Source organism: Micromonospora sp. LOL_024 (assembly GCF_048060415.1).
Taxonomy (GTDB): domain Bacteria; phylum Actinomycetota; class Actinomycetes; order Mycobacteriales; family Micromonosporaceae; genus Micromonospora.
Window position 1 is genome coordinate 48,572 of the sequence record NZ_JBHMIS010000021.1, and the last position, 19,935, is coordinate 68,506.

Sequence of the window (19,935 nt, forward strand, 5' to 3'; positions counted from 1 at the left end):
CCAGCCGGGTTGTCACGACCTCCGGAAACGCCGCTCACCGGGGTTCTCCGACCAGGTTGCCCTCCGGCTGCGGCACGGGCGGGGCATCTTCCGGCTGCGCCGAGGCCAGCGGTGTCGTTGCGGCCCGGCCCGCCGGGCCGGGAGGCACCCGGCCGGGCGGGTCGCCGCCGAGCAGGTCGCGTCGACCGCCGACGCCGCGCGGCGCGGAAGCGGCGGGACGGTCAGCGCCCGGTGCCCTGTCAGGGGCGGCGCCGCCCGAACAGCCCGGCACGGACGTGGCGTGGACGGCCGGCACGAAGGTCTTCTCCGCGCCCATCCGCCGGCGCAGCGTGGCCAGCGCCCGAGAGGTCTGGCTCTTCACCGTGCCGGGTGAGATCTCAAGCAGGGCGGCGGTCTGTGCTTCCGACATGTCCTCGTAGAAGCGCAGCACCAACACCGCGCGCTGCCTGGCGGGCAGCGCCCGGAGGTGTCGCCAGAGCACGTCCCGGTCGAGCCGCTGCTCGAACTCGTCGGCGGCGGCATGCTCGGGCAGGACCGCGGTCGGGCGCTCACCATGCCAGCGGCGCCGCCACCAGCTCGTCGACGTGTTGACCATGACTCGGCGGGCGTACGGCTCGAGCGCCCCGATCCCACCCAGGCGCTTCCATGCCAGGTACGTCTTGGTCAGCGCGGTCTGTAACAGATCCTCGGCGGTGCCCCAGTCGCCGGTGAGCAGATAGGCGGTCCGCAGCAGTGCGCCGGAGCGGGCCGTGACGAAGTCACGGAACTCCTCTTCCAACGGGTTGCTGCTGGACACCTGCCACCTCCGCGCCTGATCCTGCCGCAGCCGGCTCGTAGGGTCGAGGACGACAGGCGTCCAACATCGCCGATGATCGGCCGAAGGGTTTCAGCCGCTCCATCAGGCTCCGTCGTCGGCCTTGGCCTCGTCCTGCTCCTTGCCCAACCGCGCCTCGACCGCCTGCGGCTCGTACATCTCCTCGACGACACGCAGGTAGAGTTCGTTGGGGTTGGGCAGGTTCTTGACCTCGCGCAGCGCCTGTTCCTGACCGGCGGACTCCAGCACGAAGGTGCCGTAGTTGAGCGCACGCCCAGCCGGCGTCTGTTCGTACTTCATGTCGGTGACCCGGACCAGGGGCATCATCGCGACCCGCCGGGTGATGATCCCGTTGACCACCATGACCCGCTTGTTGGTGAGGATGAACCGGTCATACCACCAGTCGGCGACCCGCCACGCCACCCAGCCCATCACCCCGAACCAGAGCAGGACGGCGATCGTGGTGAGCGCGCCGACATCCTGCCCGGCGAGGAAGCCGGAGAGATAGCCGAGCACGAAGGTGGCGGCGATGCCGATCAGGACCGGGGTGATGAGGTGAATCCAGTGCCGCTTCCACTCGCCCCGGTACCGCTCGGTGGGGAACAGGTAGCGGGCCACCAGTGAGCTGGGCTCGTCCTCCAGCGGCAGCACCCGCCGGGGTGCGGAACCGCTCGCGTCGGCACGCAGCCCGGCAAGCTCCTCCTCGGAGATCTGCGGCGGCAGGTAGCCGGCCTCCGGATCATGCGAAAAGTTCCGGCCCGACCGGCCCTCACCAGCGTAGGCTGGACCGTCGCCGTAGCCGGCGTCGTCGGAGAAGGACGGACCGTCGGAGAGGCGGGGGCCAGTACCGAAGCCCGGGCCGTCGTCGGGATCGACCCGGGGGATCGGTTCGGTGTCACGTTCCCGGCGCGCCCGGTCCGGGTCGTCGGGATCGAAGGGTGGGCCGGGGGGGCTTCCCATCGCGGGCTAGGCGACCAGTGACGTGAAGAAGTCGCCGAAGCCTTGGGCGATGTCCATGATGCCGCCACCCAGCGACTTGAACACGTCCGCGGCAGAATTTGGCCGGTAGGCGACGAAGAAGATCAAGAATGCGATTCCGGCCCAGGTGAGGACCTTCTTGACCATGGCGGGCCATCCTCTCGCGCGGCGCCGGGTCCCATTACCGCAGCGGCACCCAGAGTATCAGCGTGGTGTCTTACCGTGAATATCTGCGTCCGTTCTCCGACATTCCGGGGGCTTGTCAGGCCTTCCCGTGCAGGTAAGGAGATGGTGCGCCGTACACAAGTTCGGGTGGCGTCCACTCGACCAGGTCGTGCAGCAGCACGTCCTCCGCGAGCAGATGCCCCGCACTCGCCGGCCAGGCTATCGCATAGAGCCACATTCCCCGAGCTTCGCCGGCGTACGCGCTTCGATCTGTCAGCGAACTCACCAGCCACAGTGGAGTCGGGTGGCCGGCCACCCTGATCCCGGCGCGCCCGACATGCCCTGGATGCCCAGGCCCGGGATCGGTCAGCGCCTCGGCCAACTCCGGCCCGGCATCCGGTCCGGACACCCCGGCGTACCGTGGCCCCAGGCCCACGCCCGGCTCCTCGGCCACGAGGACCAGGTCCGCCGGCCCATCACCGAACGGCGCGGGGCCGGCGCAGGCGACCGCCGTGGCACGCACCCCGAGTCGATCGTCACCGGCCCAGGCCACCCCGGTCGTGGTCCAACCCGGCGGCAGCGGCCACGGGCACCACAGCGGGACCGTCGGCTGCCTCGGCTGCGCGGCGGCCTGGATGTGTTCGACCACGCTGGCCACGATCTCCGCGCCGATGTTCTCCGGCACGTGCAGTGGCGCGACCGGCCCGCAGTCGGTGCAGCGGGACTCGGCGTGCATCAGGTCCGGCCCACGCACCGACCCACCACATCTGGGACAACTCACCGCAACAGTCACCACCCAACCGTCGCCCCGCACCGGCCCCCCGTCAAGCGGAGTACCCCCTTTCCCCACCCCGGGTGCCCGGGATCAGGAGGGAGGGGGGCCGGCGTGGGCGCGGACCCAGGCGTGCATGGCGATCCCGCTCGCCACACCCGCGTTGATGGAGCGGGTCGAGCCGTACTGGGCGATGGAGAAGAGCTGGTCGCAGGCGGCCCGTGCGGCACCGGAGAGGCCCGGACCCTCCTGGCCGAACACCAGCACGCATCGCCCGGGCAGCGTGGCGGTCTCCAGCGGCCGACAGCCGGGCAGATTGTCGATCCCAACCAGCGGCAGAGCCTGCTCTCCCGCCCACGCGACGAACTGCTCGATCGTCTCGTGGTGGCGTACGTGCTGGTAGCGATCGGTCACCATGGCACCCCGCCGGTTCCACCGCCGCCGGCCCACGATGTGCACCTCGGCGGCGAGGAAGGCGTTGGCATTGCGCACCACCGTGCCGATGTTGAGGTCGTGCTGCCAATTCTCGATCGCCACGTGGAAGTCGTGGCGCCGCTGGTCGAGGTCGGCGACGACCGCCTCGCGCCGCCAGTAGCGGTAGCGGTCGACGACGTTGCGCCGGTCGCCGTCGGCGAGCAGCTCCGGGTCGTAGCGGGGGTCGTCCGGCGGATCTCCGGGCCAGGGTCCCACACCGACGTCGAGCTGCTCAGCGGTCACGATCACGCAGGTTACGCCCCGGCCGGGCGGCCGACGCCAGGCAGCCGGCCGACGGACCCGCCAGCGCTCAGCCCAGGTCGAGCGCACCGCCCAGCCGGTCGAGGAAGCGACGGTCGGCGGGGGGCAGCGCGCCGCCCGGCACCACCTCCGACGCGGTGCGACAGACCCGGGCCGCCACCGACTGCACCCACTGCCGGTAAGCCGCCGAGTCGGCCGGGTCGGCCCGGCGGTCGAGGACCCGCACCACAGCTCGGCAGGCGGCGAGCACATCCATGAGGTCGGCGAGTTGGACCGCCGGTGCGGGCGGGCCGTCGTGCCGGGCGTAGATCGTGGACACCACCGCCCGGACCAGGTCGCTGTCGAAGGCTCGACCGGCGGCCATCGCGTCCAGACCAGCCAGGCCGGCGGCCACTCCCCGGTGCGGTCGCCCGGGGCCGGGCTGGGCGGTCGCCACCACCACCCGGCCCGGCAGCCTGGTGAGCAGATCCCATTCGGTGGCGGAAAATTCCGTGGTGGTTGTGCCGCGTCCGCCGCGTCCACTCATGCCGCCACCTCCGGCGTCAGCATATGTGCCCCGGTGCCGGCCGGTGCCGCTCCGGCGCGAACCCACCACGGCGTGCCACAGGTGCCCGCCGCACAGCTCTGAGGTCAAGCAGTGCTGGGCGGTGGCGGTGGCGGTGGCGGTGGCGGTGGCGAAGAGTCACACCGACCGAGGCCGGACGCAATGAGCGGCGGGGCCCTCCCCGGCACCCGCCGCCCACGCTCTGATGCTTCAAGATTCTGCCGTACGGGTGTCCTGCTGCACAGAGACCGAGGTCACATTTACCTTCTTGTTACATTACTCAGAGTAATTGATCATCTAACAAAAGGCGATCTCCGCAGGCCGAATCAGCGCTAGTCAGCACGGAAGTTACCACCTCGTAGCGCGACATTGAGTAGATCTCACTGGAAACGCTCCCATCACGGCCGGTTACGCAATTGCGACGTGCATTTGCGATCTGCGGAGCGCTCCGGCACCGACGGTGATCGATGCGGACAAAGCACCCAGCGGCACCGTCCCAGCGTTTCGGTGGTACCTCGGCGGGAATGCGACGGGGTACCCACCGGTTCCAACCAGACGTACCTGTTCCGCGTGATCGGAGAGATTCAGATGGCAACCGTCGAGCTGACCACGGCTAACTTCGACCAGGTGACCGAGAGCGACGGCATCGTGCTGGTCGACTTCTGGGCCGAGTGGTGCGGCCCCTGCAAGCGGTTCGCCCCGGTCTACGAGCGCTCTTCCGAGAAGCACTCCGACATCACGTTCGGCAAGGTGGACACCGAGGCGCAGCAGGAAGTCGCCGCCAAGTTCGACATCCGGTCCATCCCGACCATCATGGCGATCCGCGACGGCGTGATCGTCTTCGCCCAGCCGGGCGCGCTTCCGGATTCGGCTCTGGAGAACCTCATCGAGCAGGTTCGCGCCCTCGACATGGACGACGTACGCAAAAAGCTCGCCGACCACAAGCACTGACGCCACCCGGTGGCCGGGCCCGAACTCGGGACCCGGCCACCGACGGCGTCCGTGGACCACGCACGTCGCAGGTCGGACCGGCACCGCCAATCGGGCTGCGCCGGCCGACACGCATGCCGTATCTTCACCACGCTATGGAAGCGTTGACGAGCCGCGGCCGCACCATCCGACTGGGAGTCACAGCGCTCTGCCTGGCCGTCCTGCTCGCCGGCACCATATGGGGCCAGGACGACCACTTCCCGTTCGGGCCCTTCCGGATGTACTCCACCTCCGATCCCGCTGACGCGGATGCACCGGACACCCGGATCGAGGGCGTGGACCACGCCGGCGCCCTCGTCGACCTCGGCGAGGGCGCGACCGGCATCCGGCGAGCCGAGATCGAAGGCCAGCAGAGCCAGTACGTCGCCGACCCTGGCCGGCTGCGGGAGGTGGCCGATGCCTACACCCGACGCCATCCCGCCGCTCCACCGCTGGCCGAGGTCAGGATCGTGATTCGCTGGCACGACATCACCGACCGTCGGCCCACCGGCCGGTGGGCCGACGAGACCGTCGTGCGTTGGGAAGTCACGCCGTGAGCCGCTGGCTGACCGAGGCGGTACCCCGAGGCCGCGTCGCCGCCTTCCGCACCCTGGTCTACCTCTTCGTCGCCGCCGACCTGGTCATCTTCACCCCGTGGGTACGCGCCCGCGTCGACGTGCCCGGCGACCTCTACCAGCCACTTTTCGTCGGACGGGTACTACCGCTGCCCACACCCACCGCGACGCTGGTGGGCGTGATCTTCTGGGTGCTGCTGCTGCTGGCCCTACTCGCGGCCACCGGGCGGGCACCCCGGCTGCTCGGCTGGACGGTCTTCGCGCTCTATCTCGAGTGGATGATCATCGCGATGAGCTACGGAAAGGTGGACCACGACCGGTTCGCCCTGCTCGTCGCGCTGGCGGTGCTCCCCACCGCGGGCCGGGCCCGGCACGGCGATCCGACCAGGAGCGAGGCCGGCGGATGGGCCCTGCGGGTCACCCAGATCGCAGTGATCTGCACCTACTTCCTCGCCACCCTGGCGAAGTTCCGGTTCGGCGGCCTGGACTGGGCGACCGGCTCGGTGCTGGCGAAGGCGATCATCCGTCGCGGCACCGAGCTGGCGGATCTGATCGCCCAGGTGCCGCACCTGCTGCTCGTCGCCCAGTTCGGCATCCTCGCCTTCGAGCTGCTCAGTCCGGTCATCTTCGTACTACCCGAACGCTGGCGGCACGCCATGGTCGGCTTCCTGTACTCGTTCCACCTGGTCACCATGGCGACCATCACCATCTCGTTCGCACCGCACCTGGCCGCCATGACCAGCTTCCTACACCTGGAGCGGGTCCGTCCGGTCGTCGCGGCCCGGCGACTGCTGGCCCGCCGGCCCGGCAACGACACCGGCCGCGCGTCCCCGTCGGTCCCGGACGACGGCACCGACGCCGGCCCCGGAACGCTCGACGACGCCAGGCAGCCGGACGTCCCGCTCGTCGAGGGCGAGCCAGTTCCCGGTCCGGCCACGCCGTAGCCGGCGGTCGGTGGCACTCTGCGCGGGCCAGGCCAGGAGTCAGCTGCCCGTCGGGCCGTACAGGCGATCCCGTGTCTCCTGGGGCAGCGAGCAGGCGGCCGTGCCGCCAGGCATCCGGTGCCGGTTGCGGGCCACCCAGCGATACGCGGGCCAGGCGGCGGCGCGTACCGGCGGGAACCGCAGCCCGACCCCGGCGGCCCGCCAGAGCAGACCGCTGTCGCCGAGCAACGCGGCGATCGCCTCCGGACCGGCCGCGCGGCTGCCGTCGCGCCCCACCCACTGCACCGCCTCCTCGCAGTCGGCCTCGGTCAAGCCGAGCCGGTCGAGGTCGGCGAACTGCCAGGGCACCACGTGGGCCCCGGTCGGGATCCGGCGCCCGATGAACTCCGCGCAGCGGGTGCAGAACGCGCAGTCCCCGTCGTAGACGAAGGTAGACCTCTCCATGCCGCAATCCTCCCCCGGCGCAGGAGGGCCCGCGCTCGGGTGTCCGGCGGATCACTTGCACCGTGATCGTACGTGTGTTCGAATGGCAGCCATGCGCTGGGACAACCTCACCGCTCCCCCGGTCGAGGGAGTTCCCGGTCGGGCAGCGCCAGCGACGCCACCCCTGCCGCTGGCGCTGCCCGACGCGGTCGTCCGCACCTTCGACACCCCGGACTTCGCCGGGATGACTTTCTACGAGGTGCGGGCCAAGTCGATCCTCAACAAGGTTCCCGGCACATCACGGGCACCCTTCGAGTGGACGATCAACCCGTACCGGGGATGCAGCCATGCCTGCGTCTACTGCCTGTCTGGCGACACTCCGATCTTGATGGCCGACGGACGTACCAGAGCGATACGCGATTTGGTGGTCGGCGATCGGATCTGCGGGACCGAACGGCAGGGTGACCACCGCCGCTACGCGGTGACCACCGTTGCGGCCAAGTGGTCGACGACGAAGCCGGCCTACCGGCTCACGCTCGCAGACGGAACGACACTCGTCGCGAGCGGCGACCACCGCTTCCTCACCGACGAGGGCTGGAAGCACGTCACGGGCGCCATGAACGGCGACAGCCGGCGCCCATACCTGACCACGAACGACCGCTTGATCGGCACAGGGCGATTCGCGGCCGGACCGAAGGAGAACGACGCCTACCGACAAGGTTATCTCTGCGGCATCACTCGTGGCGACGGCAACCTGGGCACCCTCGTTCACCCGCACGGCGTCGCGCACAGGTTTCGGCCCGCACCGGCCGACGAGGAGGCGCTGCACCGCGCCCGGCGTTACCTGCGCGCCTTCGGAGTGGGAACGGCATGGTTCTCCTTCACACCTGCGAATTCACGCCGCAGAGCGATGGAAGCCGTCCGCTCCCCCAAGGAAGCGGACCTAGGCGCTATCCGCAGGCTGATCAGGTGGCCCGAGCAGCCCGACGACGACTGGTACCGAGGTTTCCTCGCCGGCATCTTCGACGCCGGGGGAAGTTGCAGCAGGGGGATCCTACGGATCTCCTGTGGCGACGAGACCATCCTGACCCGGACAGCGGACGCACTACGTCACTTCGTCCTGCCCTCCATCGTCGAGGACCGTGACCCGGCCAGCAGGGCCCGCACCCTGCGGGTTACGGTTGGCCTCGCTGAACGTCTACGGTTCTTTCACCTGACCGATCCCGCCACCACCCGCAGACGGGAAATCGTCGAGGGGGCGGCGGTGAGGTGCCAGGCCAGCCTCCGGGTCACCGCGATCGAATCTCTCGGGGTGGACCTTCCCCTGTGGGACATCACCACGGGTACCGGTGACTTCGTCGCCGACGGGGTGGTGAGCCACAACTGCTTCGCCCGCAACACCCACACCTACCTTGAGTTCGACGCCGGGGCCGACTTCGACCGGCAGGTGATCGTCAAGGTCAACGCGGGCGAGCTGGTACGCCGCGAGCTGGCCGCGCCGCGCTGGCGGGGTGCGCACCTCGCGATGGGCACCAACGTCGACTGCTACCAGCGGGCCGAGGGCCGCTACCGGCTGATGCCACCGATCATCGAGGCGCTGCGCGACTTCGCGAACCCCTTCTCGATCCTGACCAAGGGCACCCTGATCCTGCGTGACCTGCCGCTGCTGCGGCAGGCCGCCGACGTCACCCGGGTCGGCATCGCCTTCTCGGTGGGCGCCGTCGACGAAGCGTTGTGGCGGTCGGTCGAGCCGGGCACACCGGGCCCACGCCGACGTCTCGACGCCGTACGCCAGTTCGCCGACGCCGGCTTCGAGGTCGGGGTGTTGATGGCACCGATCCTGCCCGGCCTCAGCGACTCCGACGAGTCCATCGAGGCCACCGTCGCGGCGATCGCGGCCGCCGGTGCGGCCAGCGTGACCCCGCTACCGCTGCACCTGCGCCCCGGCGCCCGCGAGTGGTACGCGCATTGGCTCGCCCGCGAGCATCCCCGGCTCCTGCCCCGCTACCGTGAGCTCTACCGGTCGGGCTCCTACGCGCCCCAGTCCTACCAACGGGAACTGACCGCACGGGTACGCATCGCCGCCCGCCGCCACGGCCTGATCCGGCCCGAACGCGGCGGACACCGCGACGTGCCGCCCCCTACGCCGGAGCCTGAACAGCTGAGCCTGCTCTGACCTGCCGTTATCGCCCGGCGGGTGGCGCGGCTAGAGTCGGCGGGTGCGCTCCGCCCAGCAGATCCTCGCCGACTCCGCCGTGATCGCCGTCGTGGGTGCCTCGCGCGACCCGGCCAAGGCCGCCCACCGGGTGCCGGCCGAGTTGCAGCGGTACGGCTGGCGCATCATCCCGGTCAACCCGATCGCCGACGAGCTGTTCGGCGAGCCGGTGTACCGGTCCCTGGCCGACATTCCGCACCCGGTCGACCTGGTCGACGTGTTCCGGCCGGCGGAGGACGCCGTGGACGTGGTCCGCCAGGCGGTGGCGTTCGGGGCCCCGGCGGTGTGGTTGCAGCTCGGCATCGTCTCGCCACCGGCCCGGCGGATCGCCGAGGAGGCCGGCGTCGACTACGTGGAGAACCGCTGCCTCATCGTGGAGCGCGCCGCCGCCGGACTGACCCGCGCGAACTGAATTCCAGTAGACTTCGGCGGCGGTGACCAGCATCCTTTCCGGGTGCCGATGTCTTGCCGGGCCCTCCTGCGGTGGCAGTTCGACCTGACCTGGTCGCTGTTCGAGTACCACCTCGAACGGCTCGAACCGACGGACTTCTGCTGGAAACCAGCCGAACTCAGCTGGACCATGCACCGAGGCTCCGAGGGAGCCTGGACGCCGGACTGGGCGGACACTGAACCCGATCCGGTCCCGGTACCCACGATCGCCTGGCTCACCTGGCACCTCGGCTGGTGGTGGAGCGCGGCCATCGACCAGTTGCACGGGCGGCCCGTCCCGACGCGCGAGGACGTCGACTGGCCAGGGCCGGGAGAGGAGACCGTGAGCTGGTTGCGCGAGCTGCGCGAGCGGTGGCTGACCCTGACCGACACCCTGACCGACGCCGACCTCGACACCACCGCCGCATTTCCCTGGCCGGCAGAGAGCGGGCATACCGTCGCGCAGTTGCTGGGGTGGGTCAACGCCGAACTGATGAAGAACGTGGCCGAAATCGGCCAACTCCGACTGACGCGCGCCGCGCAACCTGCCGGGCGTTAACAGGGGCCCCCAGTTCTACCGGAGGCGTTGACAGGGGGCCCTTCCTTAAAGCTTGTAGTAACGGAGCAGGCCGCGGGAGATGATGGTCTTCTGGATCTCGGAGGTGCCCTCGCCGATGAGCAGGAACGGCGCCTCCCGCATCAGCCGTTCGATCTCGTACTCGGTGGAGTAGCCGTAGCCGCCGTGGATGCGGAACGCCTTCGACTTGATCGCCGAGACGTCGGAGCCGCACTCCGGCTCCGACATCGAGAAGGCTCCGCACACCTCGCCGGTGGCCATTCTCGGCAGCAGCCGGGCCTGCTGCTCGGCGGAGCCGTGCTGCGAGATCAGGTACGCCACGATGAAGTGCGTGTTGACGATGCCGGAGATCGACATCCAGCCCCGGGAAAGCTCCTCCACCACCAGGGCGTAGGTCAGCAGGGACTCGCCGAGACCGCCGTGCACCTCGGCGATGGTGAGGCCGAACGCGACCAAGGTGACCAGTCCACACAACGCTGTGAAAAGGTTCACCGCTGCGGGTAGCGTCCCGCAATGGGTGCCCATCCACCAGGGCGTACCGGTCGGAGCCGCCGGGCGGCACGGAGGAGGAGAACGTGAGCCAACCACCCGAACCGGACCAGCCACCGTCGCCCTACGAGCCACCTCCCGGCGGGCAGCCGTCCGGGCAGCAGCCAGACCAGCCCCAGTACGGCCAGACCTACGGGCCGCAGCCAGGCCAGCCGGCCTACGGGCAGCCGGCGTACGAGCACCCGGGCCAGCCGCCACCCGGCCAGCAGTGGGGACAGCAGCCGCCGTACACCCCGCAGGTGCCCTACGGGCAGTACGGCCCGCCGTCTCCACAGGGCGGCGGTGGCGGTACCAACGTGCTCGCCGTCCTGTCGCTGGTCTTCGCCTTCGTCTTCGCCCCCGCCGGCATCGCTCTCGGGCATCTGGCCAAACGGCAGCTGCGCACCAGCGGCGAGGACGGCGAACAGTTGGCCACCTGGGGTCTGATCCTCAGCTACGTTTTCACCGGAATCTTCCTGGTGGCCTGCTGCGGCTGGCTCGCGCTGGCGATCTGGGCCGGCTCCGGCAGCACCAACACCTGACCCCCGCTCAGCGGAACTGGGACTCCCGGACACTGTTCCCGCCGTCGACCACCAGCATCTGGCCCGTGATGTACGACGCGGCCGGCGAGCAGAGGAACGTGATCGCGGCGGCCACCTCGTCCGGTGTGCCGGGCCGCCCCACCGGCGTACCCAGGCCCTGCTTGAGCTCGGCCATGGTCGAGGCGGCGGTGTAGATGGTGCCCGGAGCCACCGCGTTGACGGTCACCCCGTCGGCGATCATCTCCATCGCCAACGCCCGGGTCAGCCCCACCACACCCGCCTTGGCCGCCGCGTACGCCGCCTCGGTGGGCTGCGCGTTGACCGGCCCGGCGGTCGCCGCCAGGTTCACGATCCGGCCCCAGCCGCGCTCGGCCATCCCGCCGATGAACGCCCGGCTGCACAGAAAGGCCGTAGTCAGGTTCCGGTCGATCTCCCCATGCCATTCGTCGTAGCTGAGCTGGGCGACCGGGCGGAGCACCTCCGGGCTGGCCCGGCTGGCCAGGCCGGCGTTGTTGACCAGCACCTCCACGTCACCGAGCTGTTCGGCCACGGCGTCGGCCAACGCACCCACCTCCGACTCGTCGGTGAGGTCGGCCACGAAGCCGATCACGCCCAGTTCGCCGGCCCGTTCGTGGATCCGTCGGGTGGTCGAGACGATCGCCACCCGGGCGCCCAGATCGGTCAGTCGACGTGCGGTGGCGTACCCGATGCCGTCCGGGCTGCCCGCCCCGGTCACCAGCGCGACCCTGCCGTCCAACCGCATCGTCACCGGCTCGGGCAGCGCCTCGGGTGCGTCCTGGTCGGTGGGCCCGGGCGTCGCGACGGGGCGGGAACGCCGGGCCACACCTGGGCGGCTGACGTCCCGTCTCGGTCTGTTGCCGGAACGGTCGGTCGCGCGTGCGTCAATCCCCATGCCGAGATCCTGCCCTCTGCTGCCGCGCCGGGCAACGCGGGCCGGTGCCGGGCGCGTCGGGAATTGTCCCCCGGTGACTACCCTGACTGCGCCACAGCAACGCGACGGAGGAGAACCCCCGATGACACAGCCCCCGCCGTCCGGCGGCTGGCCCGACCCCGCGTCGACCGGCCACCCTTCCAGCCCACCCGTCGACCCGACCATGCCGGTGAGCCCACAACCACCGGTGCCATCGCAGCCCACCGGGTACGACCCGTACCAGCCGACAGCCGACCCGTACGCCGGCATGAAGTCGGATCTCGGTGCCCCACCAGCCGCCGCACCGTACCCACCCGCCGGATATCCACCAGCCGGGTACCCGCCCGCCCCACCCCCGGGATATCCACCGGCACCACCCGGCTACGGCTACCCACCGCCCGGGTACGGCTACCCACAGCAGAAGACGAACTCCATGGCCATCGTCGCCCTGGTGCTCTCCCTGATCGGAATCGGTTCGTGCATCACCGCCCCGGTCGGGGCGATCATAGGTCACGTTGCCATGCGCCAGATCCGGGAGACCGGCGAGGGCGGCGAGGGAATGGCGAAGGCGGCCATCATCGTCGGCTGGATCCTCACCGGCCTGCTCGCGCTGGTGATCATCGGCTACGGCATCGCCATCGCCATCGCCATCGCGAACTCGTCGAACGTCTGAACCGTTGCCCGTCTGCCCCGGTGACGGCCGGGGCAGACAGGTGACCTGAGCCGACCACTCGGCGGGCGGGGTGAAGGCGGAGGTACGCGTCATGGCGGCGGCCCGCCCCTTGGCCGCGACCACCAGCGCCATCTTGCGGGACGCCTCGTCGATGCGAGTAGACCTCGTTCGCGGCATCGAGGTGCTTGTGACGTCACGGTAACCTCGGTCCGTGACCGGGGTGAATGGACCTGCGGAAGATCTCACTGACCGTCGACTGGTGGTGGTGACGGGCGCCAGTTCCGGCATCGGACTGGCCGCCGCCGTCGACCTCGGGCGCCGTGGCGACCAGGTGGTGCTGGTCGGCCGGGACCCGTCCCGGCTACGGGCCGCCGCCGACGAGGTGCGCGAGGCCTCCGGGGAACTGCCCGAGGTGTTCCGCGCCGACTTCGCGGCGCTCGACGACGTCCGGCAGTTGGCCGGGCAGCTACGCGCGGCGTACGACCGGATCGACGTGTTGGCCCAGAACGCGGGCGCGATCGTGCTCCAGCCGATCACCACGGTCGACGGTTTCGAGCTCTCCATCCAGGCCAACCACCTGGCGCCATTCCTGCTCGGCAACCTGCTGGCCGACCGGGTCCGTCGGATGGTGGTCACCGCCTCCGGCGCGCACCGCAGCGGCACCCTCGACCCCGACGACCTCAACGCGCCGCTGCGCGGCTACGGCCCGTTGTCCGCGTACGGCACCAGCAAACAGGCGAACATTTTGTTCACCGCGGAGGCGGCCCGCAGGTGGCCGGCGGTCGGCTCGTACTGCTTCCACCCCGGCGTGGTGCGGACCCGCTTCGGCAACGAGAGCAGGGTGGTCGCCCTGGGTATGCGCCTGCTGCCGCTGCGCGGCCCGGTCAAGGGTGCGCAGACGCTGGTGTGGCTGGCCAACCAGGACCGGTCCCGGCTGATCGACGGCGGTTACTACTTCGACTGCCGGCCGCGCCGTCCCCTGCCCAGGGCCGCCGACCCGCGGCTCGCGGCCCGACTCTGGACGGCCAGCGCCGTCGCCGTCGGCATCACCGCCTGACCGGAAGGCCGCTGGCGGCAGCACGACAGGGTCGCGGGGATCCGGTCACGTTGCGATACTCCGCGGCATGACCACGACCGGGAGCACCAACCTGCGGGTGTACGGCAAGGACGAGGAGTTGGCCGCCCGGTTGGAGGCGGAGCTGACCGCCTTCAACCAGCAGGCGACGGGCGCCGACGACGAGGCGGACCTTTCGGTGAAGGTCACCGACTCGGGCGGTGACCTGGTGGCCGGGCTGACCGGGTGGAGCTGGGGGGCCTGTGCCGGGATCAACCTGGTCTGGGTCCACGCGGACCGCCGGGGCGAGGGCTGGGGCAGCCGGCTGCTGGCGGCGGCCGAGGAGGAGGCCCGTCGCCGCGGCTGCACCGAGATCTCGGTCGCCTCGTTCTCCTTCCAGGCCCCCGACTTCTACCGTCGACACGGCTACCTCGACACCGGCCGCCGGGAGGGCATCCCGGGTGGCCACGTCGACCACCAGTTCTGGAAGTCGCTGGTCACCGACTCGGCCACCGCGGTGCGCCTGGTCGCGCTGGTCGAGATACCGGCCGCCGCGGTCGAGGCCGGCCAGCAGTACGAGGACACCGTGCTCTCGCTGCTGCGGCGCCATGGCGGGCGGGTGGAGCGGCGGCTACGCACCGGCGACGGGCGTACCGAGGCGCACGTCATCCGGTTCGACACCCGGGCCGGCTACGAGGCGGCCCTGGCCGATCCGGAGCGGACCGCCCTGCGCACGATGCTGGGCGAGGCCGCGCCGACGACCCGGGTGCTGGAGGTGCACGAGGTCTGACCGGCGGCCCTCACTCGCGGATGGGAGCCGCGTCGGCGGGTACGGCGGTGCTCACCCGTCGGGCTCGGCGGGCCGTGCGGGCGGTGGAGAGCACCACCACCGCGACGCCCACCAGCAGCAACAACAGGCCGGGCAGCGTCACCGGGTCCGGCAGCTGGCCCAGCCACGCCCAGCCGATCAGGGCGGCACCGGGGGCCTCCAGCAGGATCAGCACGCTGACCGTGGTGGCCGAGATCCGCCGCAACGCGTAGCTGAACATCGAGTGGCCGAGCAGTTGGGCCCCGGCGACCAGGGCGAGCACGGCCAGCCACGTCCCGGTGTCGAAGCCACCCAGCGGTAACCGGCCGACCAGGCAGACGACCAGCAGGATCAACCCGCAGACGCCGTAGGAGATAGTGGTGTAGGTGGCGGTGCTGACCGTGACCCGGGCACGTTCGCCCAACGCCGTGTACACCGCCGCGAACAGACCACCGGCGACCGCGAGGAGATCACCCACGAATGCCTCGGCGGACACCGTGAAGTCCGCCCCGGTGGCCAGCACCGCCCCGGCGACCGCCACGCCGATACCGGCCCAGACACCGGCCGGCAGCCGGCGGCCCTGAGCTTTCGCGATCAGGCCCTGCCAGACCGGCTGGGTCGCGACCAGCGCTGTCGCCGCTGCCACCGAAGTGAGTTTCGCACTCGGCATCCAGGTGGCGAAGTGCGCCGCCAACGCGACCCCGGACAGCACGCAGAACATGCCGTCACGCCGGCCGACCCCGCTGACCAGCGACCGGAGTTCGTCCCGTCGCCGAGCCACGGCGAACGGACCCAGCACGGCGACCGCCAGCACGTTGCGCCAGAACGCGATGGCCAGGGCGGGTGCGGCGGCGAAGGCGATCAGCGGCGCGGAGGACGAGACGGCCACGACGGCGAGCGCCAGCGCTCCGCCGGTCAGCAGGTCGAGCGGCGGACGGTGGGGTTCGGGGGACACGAGATGCAATCCTCACACGTCAACGGGCACCACTTTCCGTCAGCCTTCGGTTACGATCACGCGCGTCCTCGCCGGGGCTCTCCCCCCATCCGCCCGGAGGCAGTTCCCGATGCCCAGGTTCCAGGCGGTGCTGTTCGACTTTTTCGGCACGCTGACCCGTCCGGTCCAGCGTGGCGCCGGTCATCGCCGCACCGCAGAGTTGCTCAACTGCCCGCCGGACACCTTCGTGCAGGTGCTCGACGGCAGCTTCTACGAACGGGCCTGCGGGCGCTTAGGCAGCGCCGAAGCCACCCTGCGGTGGGTGTGTGAGCAGGCCGGCGTCCGCCCGTCGGAGCAGATGCTGCGGGCCGCGGTCGCTGCCCGGCACCGGGCCGTACGCGCGGACACCCGGCTGCGGAACGAGGCGGTGGGGACCCTGCGGGCGCTTCGGCGGCGGGGCGTGCGGACCGGTGTGATCAGCGACTGCACCCACGAGTTGCCACTGTTCCTGCCGGAGTTGGCGATTGCCCCGCTGCTCGACGTCCAGGTCTTTTCCATCCAGGCGGGACGGTGCAAACCCGACGCCGCGCTCTACCTGGCCGCCTGCGCGCGGCTGGGCCTACACCCGCAGGACTGCCTCTACGTGGGTGACGGCGGCAGCCAGGAGCTGACCGGCGCGCGGCGCGCCGGCCTGAGCGCAGTCCGGCTGGCCACGCCGGACCTCGCCCAGCACCTGGTCTTCAACCTCGACGCCGGGTGGACCGGTCCGGTGCTGGGCTCCCTGGGCGAGGTGCTCGACCTGGTCGAGGAGATCATCGTGCCGGCGCCAGTCGCGGGTGCCTGACCGGCCTCAGCGCCGCCGGACCCGGTGCAGCCGGAACGGCCTGCGGGTGGCCCGCACGGCCGGCGACGGGCGGGGTGACTCGGCCAGCGAGCCGTCGGGCAGCCCACCGCCGTGCTCCGGCTCACCGCCGGCAGCGAGCCGCAGCAGCGTGCAGCCCTCGGCCGCCCAGCGCGCCACCAGGTCCACGGTGGCACCTCGGGCGTTCAACCGCTTGGCCCCCACAAGCGGGGCCAGAGTTTCCCACTCCTCGCCGCCCGGGGTCACCCGGGTCACCCGCGCCGGCCAGGTCACGATCCGGCCGCCGTGGTCACCACGCAGCGTCACCTGAGCCTCGGAAGCCTCGGCCAGGCCGGGGGCGGACTGCTCGCCGGGGCCGGTGACCACGAACAGCGCGCCCTCCAGCGGCACGCACCACAGGGCGAGCGACGGGCCACCCGCCACCGCCACCCAGGCCACCGACGCCTTCTTCATCGCCTCGTTCACCAGTGGGCTGCTGTCCCGCTCGTCGGTCACCGCCGCATCCTCTCCTACCCGGGCTGGTCCGTGCCGACCATTCACCCGACGAACGGGGGGACCAGGATCTCCCCCCGCGCCACCGGCATCACCTGACCGGCGACGCTGGCGCCCAGCACCGTGCCGCCGGCCGCAGTGACCGTGCATGCCAACGAGGACGGCCGGCCCATCTCGGCGCCCTGCCGGACGGTGTACGACGATCGTTCGTCGCCGGGCAGCAGTCCGCTGGCGACCAGCCACACCCCGAGGCCGAGCGCCGCCGACCCGGTTGCCGGATCCTCCGGTACACCAAGACCGGGAACGAAGACCCGGGCGTGGGCGGTTCGGGTCGGGACGTCCCAGGAAAAGACGCTGACGTGCTCGATCCCGTACCGCCGTGCCGTTACCGAATCGACCTCGGCCCGAGCCAGCGCGTCGGGGCGTACCGGCAGGAACGGGAACTCCAGTCCGCAGCCGGCCACCCGCGGCGGCGGACCGAGGTGGTCGCCGGCGCGCAGACCGGCCATCTCCAGCAGCGGCTCCGGATCCAGCTCCGGCCCGAGGGTGGGGGTGCCGCCGGTCAGGGTGGCCGCGCCGTCGGTCACCTCGATCGGCATCACCCCCGCACCGCATTCCTGGGTCACCTGCCCGGCATCGAACAGACCGCGCCGGCTGGCGGTCACCGCGGCGCCGACGCTGGGATGACCCGCGAACGGCAGTTCGTCGACCGGGGTGAAGATCCGGGCCCGGTAGGTGGCGCCGACCTGGGTGGCAGGCAGCACGAAGACCGTCTCCGAGAGGTTGAACTCCCGGGCCAGAGCCTGCATCTGCTCGGTGGCCAGCCCTTCGGCACCGAAGACCACCGCGAGCGGGTTCCCGGCGTACGGACGGTCGGTGAAGACGTCCACGATCTCGTAAGCCAAGGTCGACATGTGATAAACACTAGGCCCTCCGGCGTCTGTCCACGGCACAGCCGGGCCGGGACTTCGGCCCACGCCCTAGGCTGGTGCCCGTGAGCACGCCGACCCGGGTCTACATCGCCCGCCTCGCCGGAGTCGCGGTCTTCGACCCCAACGGCGACCAGGTGGGCCGGGTACGCGACGCGGTCGCCCGGTTGCGGGCGAGTCAACGGCCGCCCGAGGTGGTGGGTCTGGTCGCCGAGATGCCGATGCGTCGACGGATCTTCCTCTCCATCAACCGGATCACCTCGGTCGACGCCGACGCCATCGTGCTGGGCAGCGGCACGCTCAACCTGCGCCGCTTCGAGAAGCGCCCCAACGAACTGCTGGTACTGCAGGAACTGCTGGACCGTCGGGTGCAGGTCGCCCCCGAGGGCCGGGCGGCGGCGGTGGTGGACGTGGCGATGGAGTGCAACCGCAGTGGCGAGTGGTCGTTGGCCCGGGTGGCCGTACGCGAGCAGACCGGCCGGCTGGCCCGCCGGGGCCACCTGCACCAGGTCGAGTGGGATCAGGTCCGCGGTCTCAGTGGTGTGGCGGACACCCGCGGCACCGCCAACCTGCTGGCGGTGCTGGAGGAGATGCGCCCGGCCGACCTGGCCAACGCGTTGCAGGACCTGCCCGACACCCGGCGCAACGAGGTAGCTGCCGCCCTGGACGACGAACGGCTCGCCGACGTTCTCAGTGAGCTGCCCGAACGCGACCAGGTGGAGATCCTGGCCGCACTGGACCGCGAGCGGGCCGCCGACGTCCTGGAGGAGATGGACCCGGACGACGCCGCCGACCTGCTCGGCGAGCTGCCGCCGCCGGAGCAGGACGTGCTGCTCGACCTGATGGAGCCGGACGAGGCCGACTCGGTGCGGCAGTTGCTGAACTACACGCCGGGCACGGCGGGCAGCGTGATGACCTCCGAGCCGGTCATCCTGCCGCCCGACGCGACCGTGGCGGAGGCGCTGGCCCGGATCCGGGAGCCGCAGCTCTCCCCGGCGGTGGCCGCGCAGGTGTTCGTGGCCCGTACGCCGATGGCCACGCCCACCGGACGGTACCTGGGCATGGTGCACTTTCAACGGCTGCTCCGGGAGCCGCCGGCCGACCTGCTCGGCGGCGTGGTGGTCAACGACATCGACCCGCTGCGCCCGAACACTCCGCTGCCGGAGATCACCCGCCGGATGGCCACCTACGACCTGGTGGCCATGCCGGTGATCGACCGGAACAACCGGCTGGTGGGCGCGGTCACCGTTGACGACGTGCTGGACCATCTACTCCCCCGGGACTGGCGGGACCGTGACGCGGTGGTGGGCACCACCCCGGACGCGGCGACCAGGGCTGCCGCCCCCGACGCGGCGACGGACGGTAAACATGAGTGAGCAGCGACGAGCGGAGCGGCTGGACCTCCCGCGGGAGCCTCGCGGGCTGAAGCTGCCCCGGGTCGACCAGGAGACCTTCGGGCGCTGGGCCGAGGGCATCGCACGTGGCATGGGCACGGCGAACTTCATCGTCTACATGACGCTGGTGATCAGCGCGTGGTTCCTCTGGAACACCCTCGCCCCGTCCGGACTGCGCTTCGACCCGTACACCTTCACCTTCCTCACCCTGGTCCTGTCCATCCAGGCGTCGTACGCGGCTCCGCTGATCCTGCTGGCGCAGAACCGTCAGGCCGACCGGGATCGGGTGGGGATGGAGGAGGACCGCCGCCGGGCCACCATGCAGAAAGCTGACACGGAGTACCTGGCCCGTGAGATCGCCGCGCTGCGGATCTCGCTGGGCGAGGTGGCGACCCGGGATTTCGTCCGCTCGGAGCTGGCCCGGCTGGCCGAGGAGCTGGACGAGGCGGCGCAGCGGCGGCAGCGGAGGGACCGGCGGCAGCGGGACAGTTCCGCCGATACGCTGGCCGGTCGGGGCGGGCTGGAGGAGCCCCGCGACGAGGTCGACGGTGGCCATTCCGGTGGCGGCCGCCAGGACGCAGAAGCCCCCCGCGCCCCGCAGAGCTGACCACCGGCGCCCGATCGACTCGCTCACACCGGCCGCGGCAG

Annotated in this window: 24 protein-coding genes and 2 pseudogenes; 13 read left to right on the forward strand and 13 right to left on the reverse strand. The window is 71.1% G+C overall.

Going from position 1 to position 19,935, the window contains the following annotated elements:
• Positions 1–34: 34 nt before the first annotated feature.
• From ACFHWY_RS20105 to ACFHWY_RS20130, 6 genes are all read right to left on the reverse strand, one after another.
• Positions 35–796 (reverse strand): SigE family RNA polymerase sigma factor, encoded by a 762-nt coding sequence (locus tag ACFHWY_RS20105; RefSeq protein ID WP_416581763.1) that lies wholly within the window; start codon positions 794–796, stop codon positions 35–37.
• 102 nt (positions 797–898) lie between these two features.
• Positions 899–1,774: a PH domain-containing protein gene (locus tag ACFHWY_RS20110; protein ID WP_416581764.1), complete on the reverse strand. Its 876-nt coding sequence runs from the start codon at positions 1,772–1,774 to the stop codon at positions 899–901.
• A gap of 6 nt (positions 1,775–1,780) precedes the next feature.
• Positions 1,781–1,939 (reverse strand): hypothetical protein, encoded by a 159-nt coding sequence (locus ACFHWY_RS20115; protein WP_007455302.1) that lies wholly within the window; start codon positions 1,937–1,939, stop codon positions 1,781–1,783.
• A gap of 115 nt (positions 1,940–2,054) precedes the next feature.
• Positions 2,055–2,807 (reverse strand): DUF6758 family protein, encoded by a 753-nt coding sequence (locus ACFHWY_RS20120; RefSeq protein WP_416581765.1) that lies wholly within the window; start codon positions 2,805–2,807, stop codon positions 2,055–2,057.
• Positions 2,808–2,822: 15 nt separating this feature from the next.
• A complete protein-coding gene (locus ACFHWY_RS20125; protein ID WP_416581766.1) occupies positions 2,823–3,446 on the reverse strand; it encodes a TrmH family RNA methyltransferase in 624 nt (207 codons plus the stop codon).
• A 67-nt stretch (positions 3,447–3,513) separates the two neighbouring features.
• The gene (locus tag ACFHWY_RS20130) at positions 3,514–3,990 is read right to left on the reverse strand and encodes a hypothetical protein (RefSeq protein WP_416581767.1); all 477 of its coding nucleotides are present in this window, start codon (positions 3,988–3,990) and stop codon (positions 3,514–3,516) included.
• A gap of 606 nt (positions 3,991–4,596) precedes the next feature.
• Between ACFHWY_RS20130 and trxA the strand changes: the two genes are divergently transcribed.
• The 3 genes from trxA to ACFHWY_RS20145 all read left to right on the forward strand — a co-directional run bounded on the left by trxA (position 4,597) and on the right by ACFHWY_RS20145 (position 6,496).
• A complete protein-coding gene (trxA, locus tag ACFHWY_RS20135) occupies positions 4,597–4,959 on the forward strand; it encodes a thioredoxin (RefSeq protein ID WP_416581768.1) in 363 nt (120 codons plus the stop codon).
• A 134-nt stretch (positions 4,960–5,093) separates the two neighbouring features.
• The gene (locus ACFHWY_RS20140; RefSeq protein ID WP_416581769.1) at positions 5,094–5,534 is read left to right on the forward strand and encodes a hypothetical protein; all 441 of its coding nucleotides are present in this window, start codon (positions 5,094–5,096) and stop codon (positions 5,532–5,534) included.
• Entirely contained in the window at positions 5,531–6,496 is a 966-nt protein-coding gene (locus tag ACFHWY_RS20145) for an MFS transporter permease (RefSeq protein ID WP_416581770.1), read from the forward strand. The genes ACFHWY_RS20140 and ACFHWY_RS20145 overlap by 4 nt, the downstream gene beginning before the upstream one ends.
• 39 nt (positions 6,497–6,535) lie before the next feature.
• Here ACFHWY_RS20145 and ACFHWY_RS20150 read toward each other — a convergent pair whose 3' ends face one another.
• Positions 6,536–6,940: a thiol-disulfide oxidoreductase DCC family protein gene (locus tag ACFHWY_RS20150; RefSeq protein WP_416581771.1), complete on the reverse strand. Its 405-nt coding sequence runs from the start codon at positions 6,938–6,940 to the stop codon at positions 6,536–6,538.
• A gap of 91 nt (positions 6,941–7,031) precedes the next feature.
• On the opposite strand from ACFHWY_RS20150, the gene ACFHWY_RS20155 reads away from it, so the two are divergent.
• The 3 genes from ACFHWY_RS20155 to ACFHWY_RS20165 are packed head-to-tail and all read left to right on the forward strand — an operon-like array spanning position 7,032 to position 10,122.
• The gene (locus ACFHWY_RS20155) at positions 7,032–9,095 is read left to right on the forward strand and encodes an intein-containing Rv2578c family radical SAM protein (protein ID WP_416581806.1); all 2,064 of its coding nucleotides are present in this window, start codon (positions 7,032–7,034) and stop codon (positions 9,093–9,095) included.
• A 43-nt stretch (positions 9,096–9,138) separates the two neighbouring features.
• On the forward strand, positions 9,139–9,546 hold the full coding sequence (locus tag ACFHWY_RS20160) for a CoA-binding protein (protein ID WP_416581772.1): 408 nt from the start codon (positions 9,139–9,141) through the stop codon (positions 9,544–9,546).
• A 48-nt stretch (positions 9,547–9,594) separates the two neighbouring features.
• On the forward strand, positions 9,595–10,122 hold the full coding sequence (locus ACFHWY_RS20165; protein ID WP_416581807.1) for a DinB family protein: 528 nt from the start codon (positions 9,595–9,597) through the stop codon (positions 10,120–10,122).
• Positions 10,123–10,167: 45 nt separating this feature from the next.
• On the opposite strand, the pseudogene ACFHWY_RS20170 reads toward ACFHWY_RS20165, so the two are convergent.
• Positions 10,168–10,656 (reverse strand): annotated as a pseudogene (locus ACFHWY_RS20170) (acyl-CoA dehydrogenase family protein); the annotation flags it as partial.
• Between the two features lie 59 nt (positions 10,657–10,715).
• Here ACFHWY_RS20170 and ACFHWY_RS20175 point away from each other — a divergent pair.
• Positions 10,716–11,210 carry a DUF4190 domain-containing protein gene (locus ACFHWY_RS20175; RefSeq protein WP_416581773.1) on the forward strand — a complete coding sequence of 165 codons (495 nt, stop codon included), beginning with the start codon at positions 10,716–10,718 and terminating at the stop codon, positions 11,208–11,210.
• Between the two features lie 7 nt (positions 11,211–11,217).
• On the opposite strand, the gene ACFHWY_RS20180 is transcribed toward ACFHWY_RS20175, so the two are convergent.
• Positions 11,218–12,054: an SDR family NAD(P)-dependent oxidoreductase gene (locus ACFHWY_RS20180; RefSeq protein WP_416581808.1), complete on the reverse strand. Its 837-nt coding sequence runs from the start codon at positions 12,052–12,054 to the stop codon at positions 11,218–11,220.
• 190 nt (positions 12,055–12,244) lie between these two features.
• Between ACFHWY_RS20180 and ACFHWY_RS20185 the strand changes: the two genes are divergently transcribed.
• A complete protein-coding gene (locus ACFHWY_RS20185) occupies positions 12,245–12,814 on the forward strand; it encodes a DUF4190 domain-containing protein (protein ID WP_416581774.1) in 570 nt (189 codons plus the stop codon).
• A gap of 57 nt (positions 12,815–12,871) precedes the next feature.
• On the opposite strand, the pseudogene ACFHWY_RS20190 reads toward ACFHWY_RS20185, so the two are convergent.
• Positions 12,872–12,967, reverse strand: a pseudogene (locus ACFHWY_RS20190) (CoA ester lyase); the annotation flags it as partial.
• A 58-nt stretch (positions 12,968–13,025) separates the two neighbouring features.
• On the opposite strand from ACFHWY_RS20190, the gene ACFHWY_RS20195 reads away from it, so the two are divergent.
• Together ACFHWY_RS20195 and ACFHWY_RS20200 are read left to right on the forward strand one after the other, a co-directional pair.
• Complete coding sequence (locus ACFHWY_RS20195) at positions 13,026–13,871, forward strand: SDR family NAD(P)-dependent oxidoreductase (protein WP_416581775.1); 846 nt, start codon at positions 13,026–13,028, stop codon at positions 13,869–13,871.
• Between the two features lie 67 nt (positions 13,872–13,938).
• A complete protein-coding gene (locus ACFHWY_RS20200; protein WP_416581776.1) occupies positions 13,939–14,658 on the forward strand; it encodes a GNAT family N-acetyltransferase in 720 nt (239 codons plus the stop codon).
• Between the two features lie 10 nt (positions 14,659–14,668).
• On the opposite strand, the gene ACFHWY_RS20205 is transcribed toward ACFHWY_RS20200, so the two are convergent.
• Positions 14,669–15,631: a DMT family transporter gene (locus ACFHWY_RS20205; RefSeq protein WP_416581777.1), complete on the reverse strand. Its 963-nt coding sequence runs from the start codon at positions 15,629–15,631 to the stop codon at positions 14,669–14,671.
• Positions 15,632–15,740: 109 nt separating this feature from the next.
• Here ACFHWY_RS20205 and ACFHWY_RS20210 point away from each other — a divergent pair, with 109 nt between their 5' ends.
• Complete coding sequence (locus ACFHWY_RS20210; RefSeq protein WP_416581778.1) at positions 15,741–16,454, forward strand: HAD family hydrolase; 714 nt, start codon at positions 15,741–15,743, stop codon at positions 16,452–16,454.
• 6 nt (positions 16,455–16,460) lie between these two features.
• Here the strand turns inward: ACFHWY_RS20210 and ACFHWY_RS20215 are convergent, their stop codons facing one another.
• Positions 16,461–16,925 (reverse strand): hypothetical protein, encoded by a 465-nt coding sequence (locus tag ACFHWY_RS20215; protein WP_416581809.1) that lies wholly within the window; start codon positions 16,923–16,925, stop codon positions 16,461–16,463.
• A gap of 83 nt (positions 16,926–17,008) precedes the next feature.
• On the reverse strand, positions 17,009–17,878 hold the full coding sequence (locus ACFHWY_RS20220; protein ID WP_416581779.1) for a PhzF family phenazine biosynthesis protein: 870 nt from the start codon (positions 17,876–17,878) through the stop codon (positions 17,009–17,011).
• 80 nt (positions 17,879–17,958) lie between these two features.
• Between ACFHWY_RS20220 and ACFHWY_RS20225 the strand changes: the two genes are divergently transcribed.
• Both ACFHWY_RS20225 and ACFHWY_RS20230 read left to right on the forward strand, forming a co-directional pair.
• Positions 17,959–19,269 (forward strand): magnesium transporter MgtE N-terminal domain-containing protein, encoded by a 1,311-nt coding sequence (locus tag ACFHWY_RS20225; protein ID WP_416581780.1) that lies wholly within the window; start codon positions 17,959–17,961, stop codon positions 19,267–19,269.
• Positions 19,262–19,894: a DUF1003 domain-containing protein gene (locus ACFHWY_RS20230; protein WP_416581781.1), complete on the forward strand. Its 633-nt coding sequence runs from the start codon at positions 19,262–19,264 to the stop codon at positions 19,892–19,894. The genes ACFHWY_RS20225 and ACFHWY_RS20230 overlap by 8 nt, the downstream gene beginning before the upstream one ends.
• The last annotated feature ends 41 nt before the right edge of the window (positions 19,895–19,935 follow it).

Coding starts and splice junctions, on each gene's coding strand:
- ACFHWY_RS20155 (WP_416581806.1), top strand. CDS start 7,032: ATGCGCTGGGACAACCTCACCGCTCCCCCGGTCGAGGGAGTTCCCGGT.
- ACFHWY_RS20140 (WP_416581769.1), top strand. CDS start 5,094: ATGGAAGCGTTGACGAGCCGCGGCCGCACCATCCGACTGGGAGTCACA.
- ACFHWY_RS20115 (WP_007455302.1), bottom strand. CDS start 1,939: ATGGTCAAGAAGGTCCTCACCTGGGCCGGAATCGCATTCTTGATCTTC.
- ACFHWY_RS20210 (WP_416581778.1), top strand. CDS start 15,741: ATGCCCAGGTTCCAGGCGGTGCTGTTCGACTTTTTCGGCACGCTGACC.
- ACFHWY_RS20150 (WP_416581771.1), bottom strand. CDS start 6,940: ATGGAGAGGTCTACCTTCGTCTACGACGGGGACTGCGCGTTCTGCACC.
- ACFHWY_RS20215 (WP_416581809.1), bottom strand. CDS start 16,925: ATGAAGAAGGCGTCGGTGGCCTGGGTGGCGGTGGCGGGTGGCCCGTCG.
- ACFHWY_RS20185 (WP_416581774.1), top strand. CDS start 12,245: ATGACACAGCCCCCGCCGTCCGGCGGCTGGCCCGACCCCGCGTCGACC.
- ACFHWY_RS20230 (WP_416581781.1), top strand. CDS start 19,262: ATGAGTGAGCAGCGACGAGCGGAGCGGCTGGACCTCCCGCGGGAGCCT.
- ACFHWY_RS20200 (WP_416581776.1), top strand. CDS start 13,939: ATGACCACGACCGGGAGCACCAACCTGCGGGTGTACGGCAAGGACGAG.
- ACFHWY_RS20110 (WP_416581764.1), bottom strand. CDS start 1,774: ATGGGAAGCCCCCCCGGCCCACCCTTCGATCCCGACGACCCGGACCGG.
- ACFHWY_RS20165 (WP_416581807.1), top strand. CDS start 9,595: ATGTCTTGCCGGGCCCTCCTGCGGTGGCAGTTCGACCTGACCTGGTCG.
- ACFHWY_RS20220 (WP_416581779.1), bottom strand. CDS start 17,878: ATGTCGACCTTGGCTTACGAGATCGTGGACGTCTTCACCGACCGTCCG.
- trxA (WP_416581768.1), top strand. CDS start 4,597: ATGGCAACCGTCGAGCTGACCACGGCTAACTTCGACCAGGTGACCGAG.
- ACFHWY_RS20130 (WP_416581767.1), bottom strand. CDS start 3,990: ATGAGTGGACGCGGCGGACGCGGCACAACCACCACGGAATTTTCCGCC.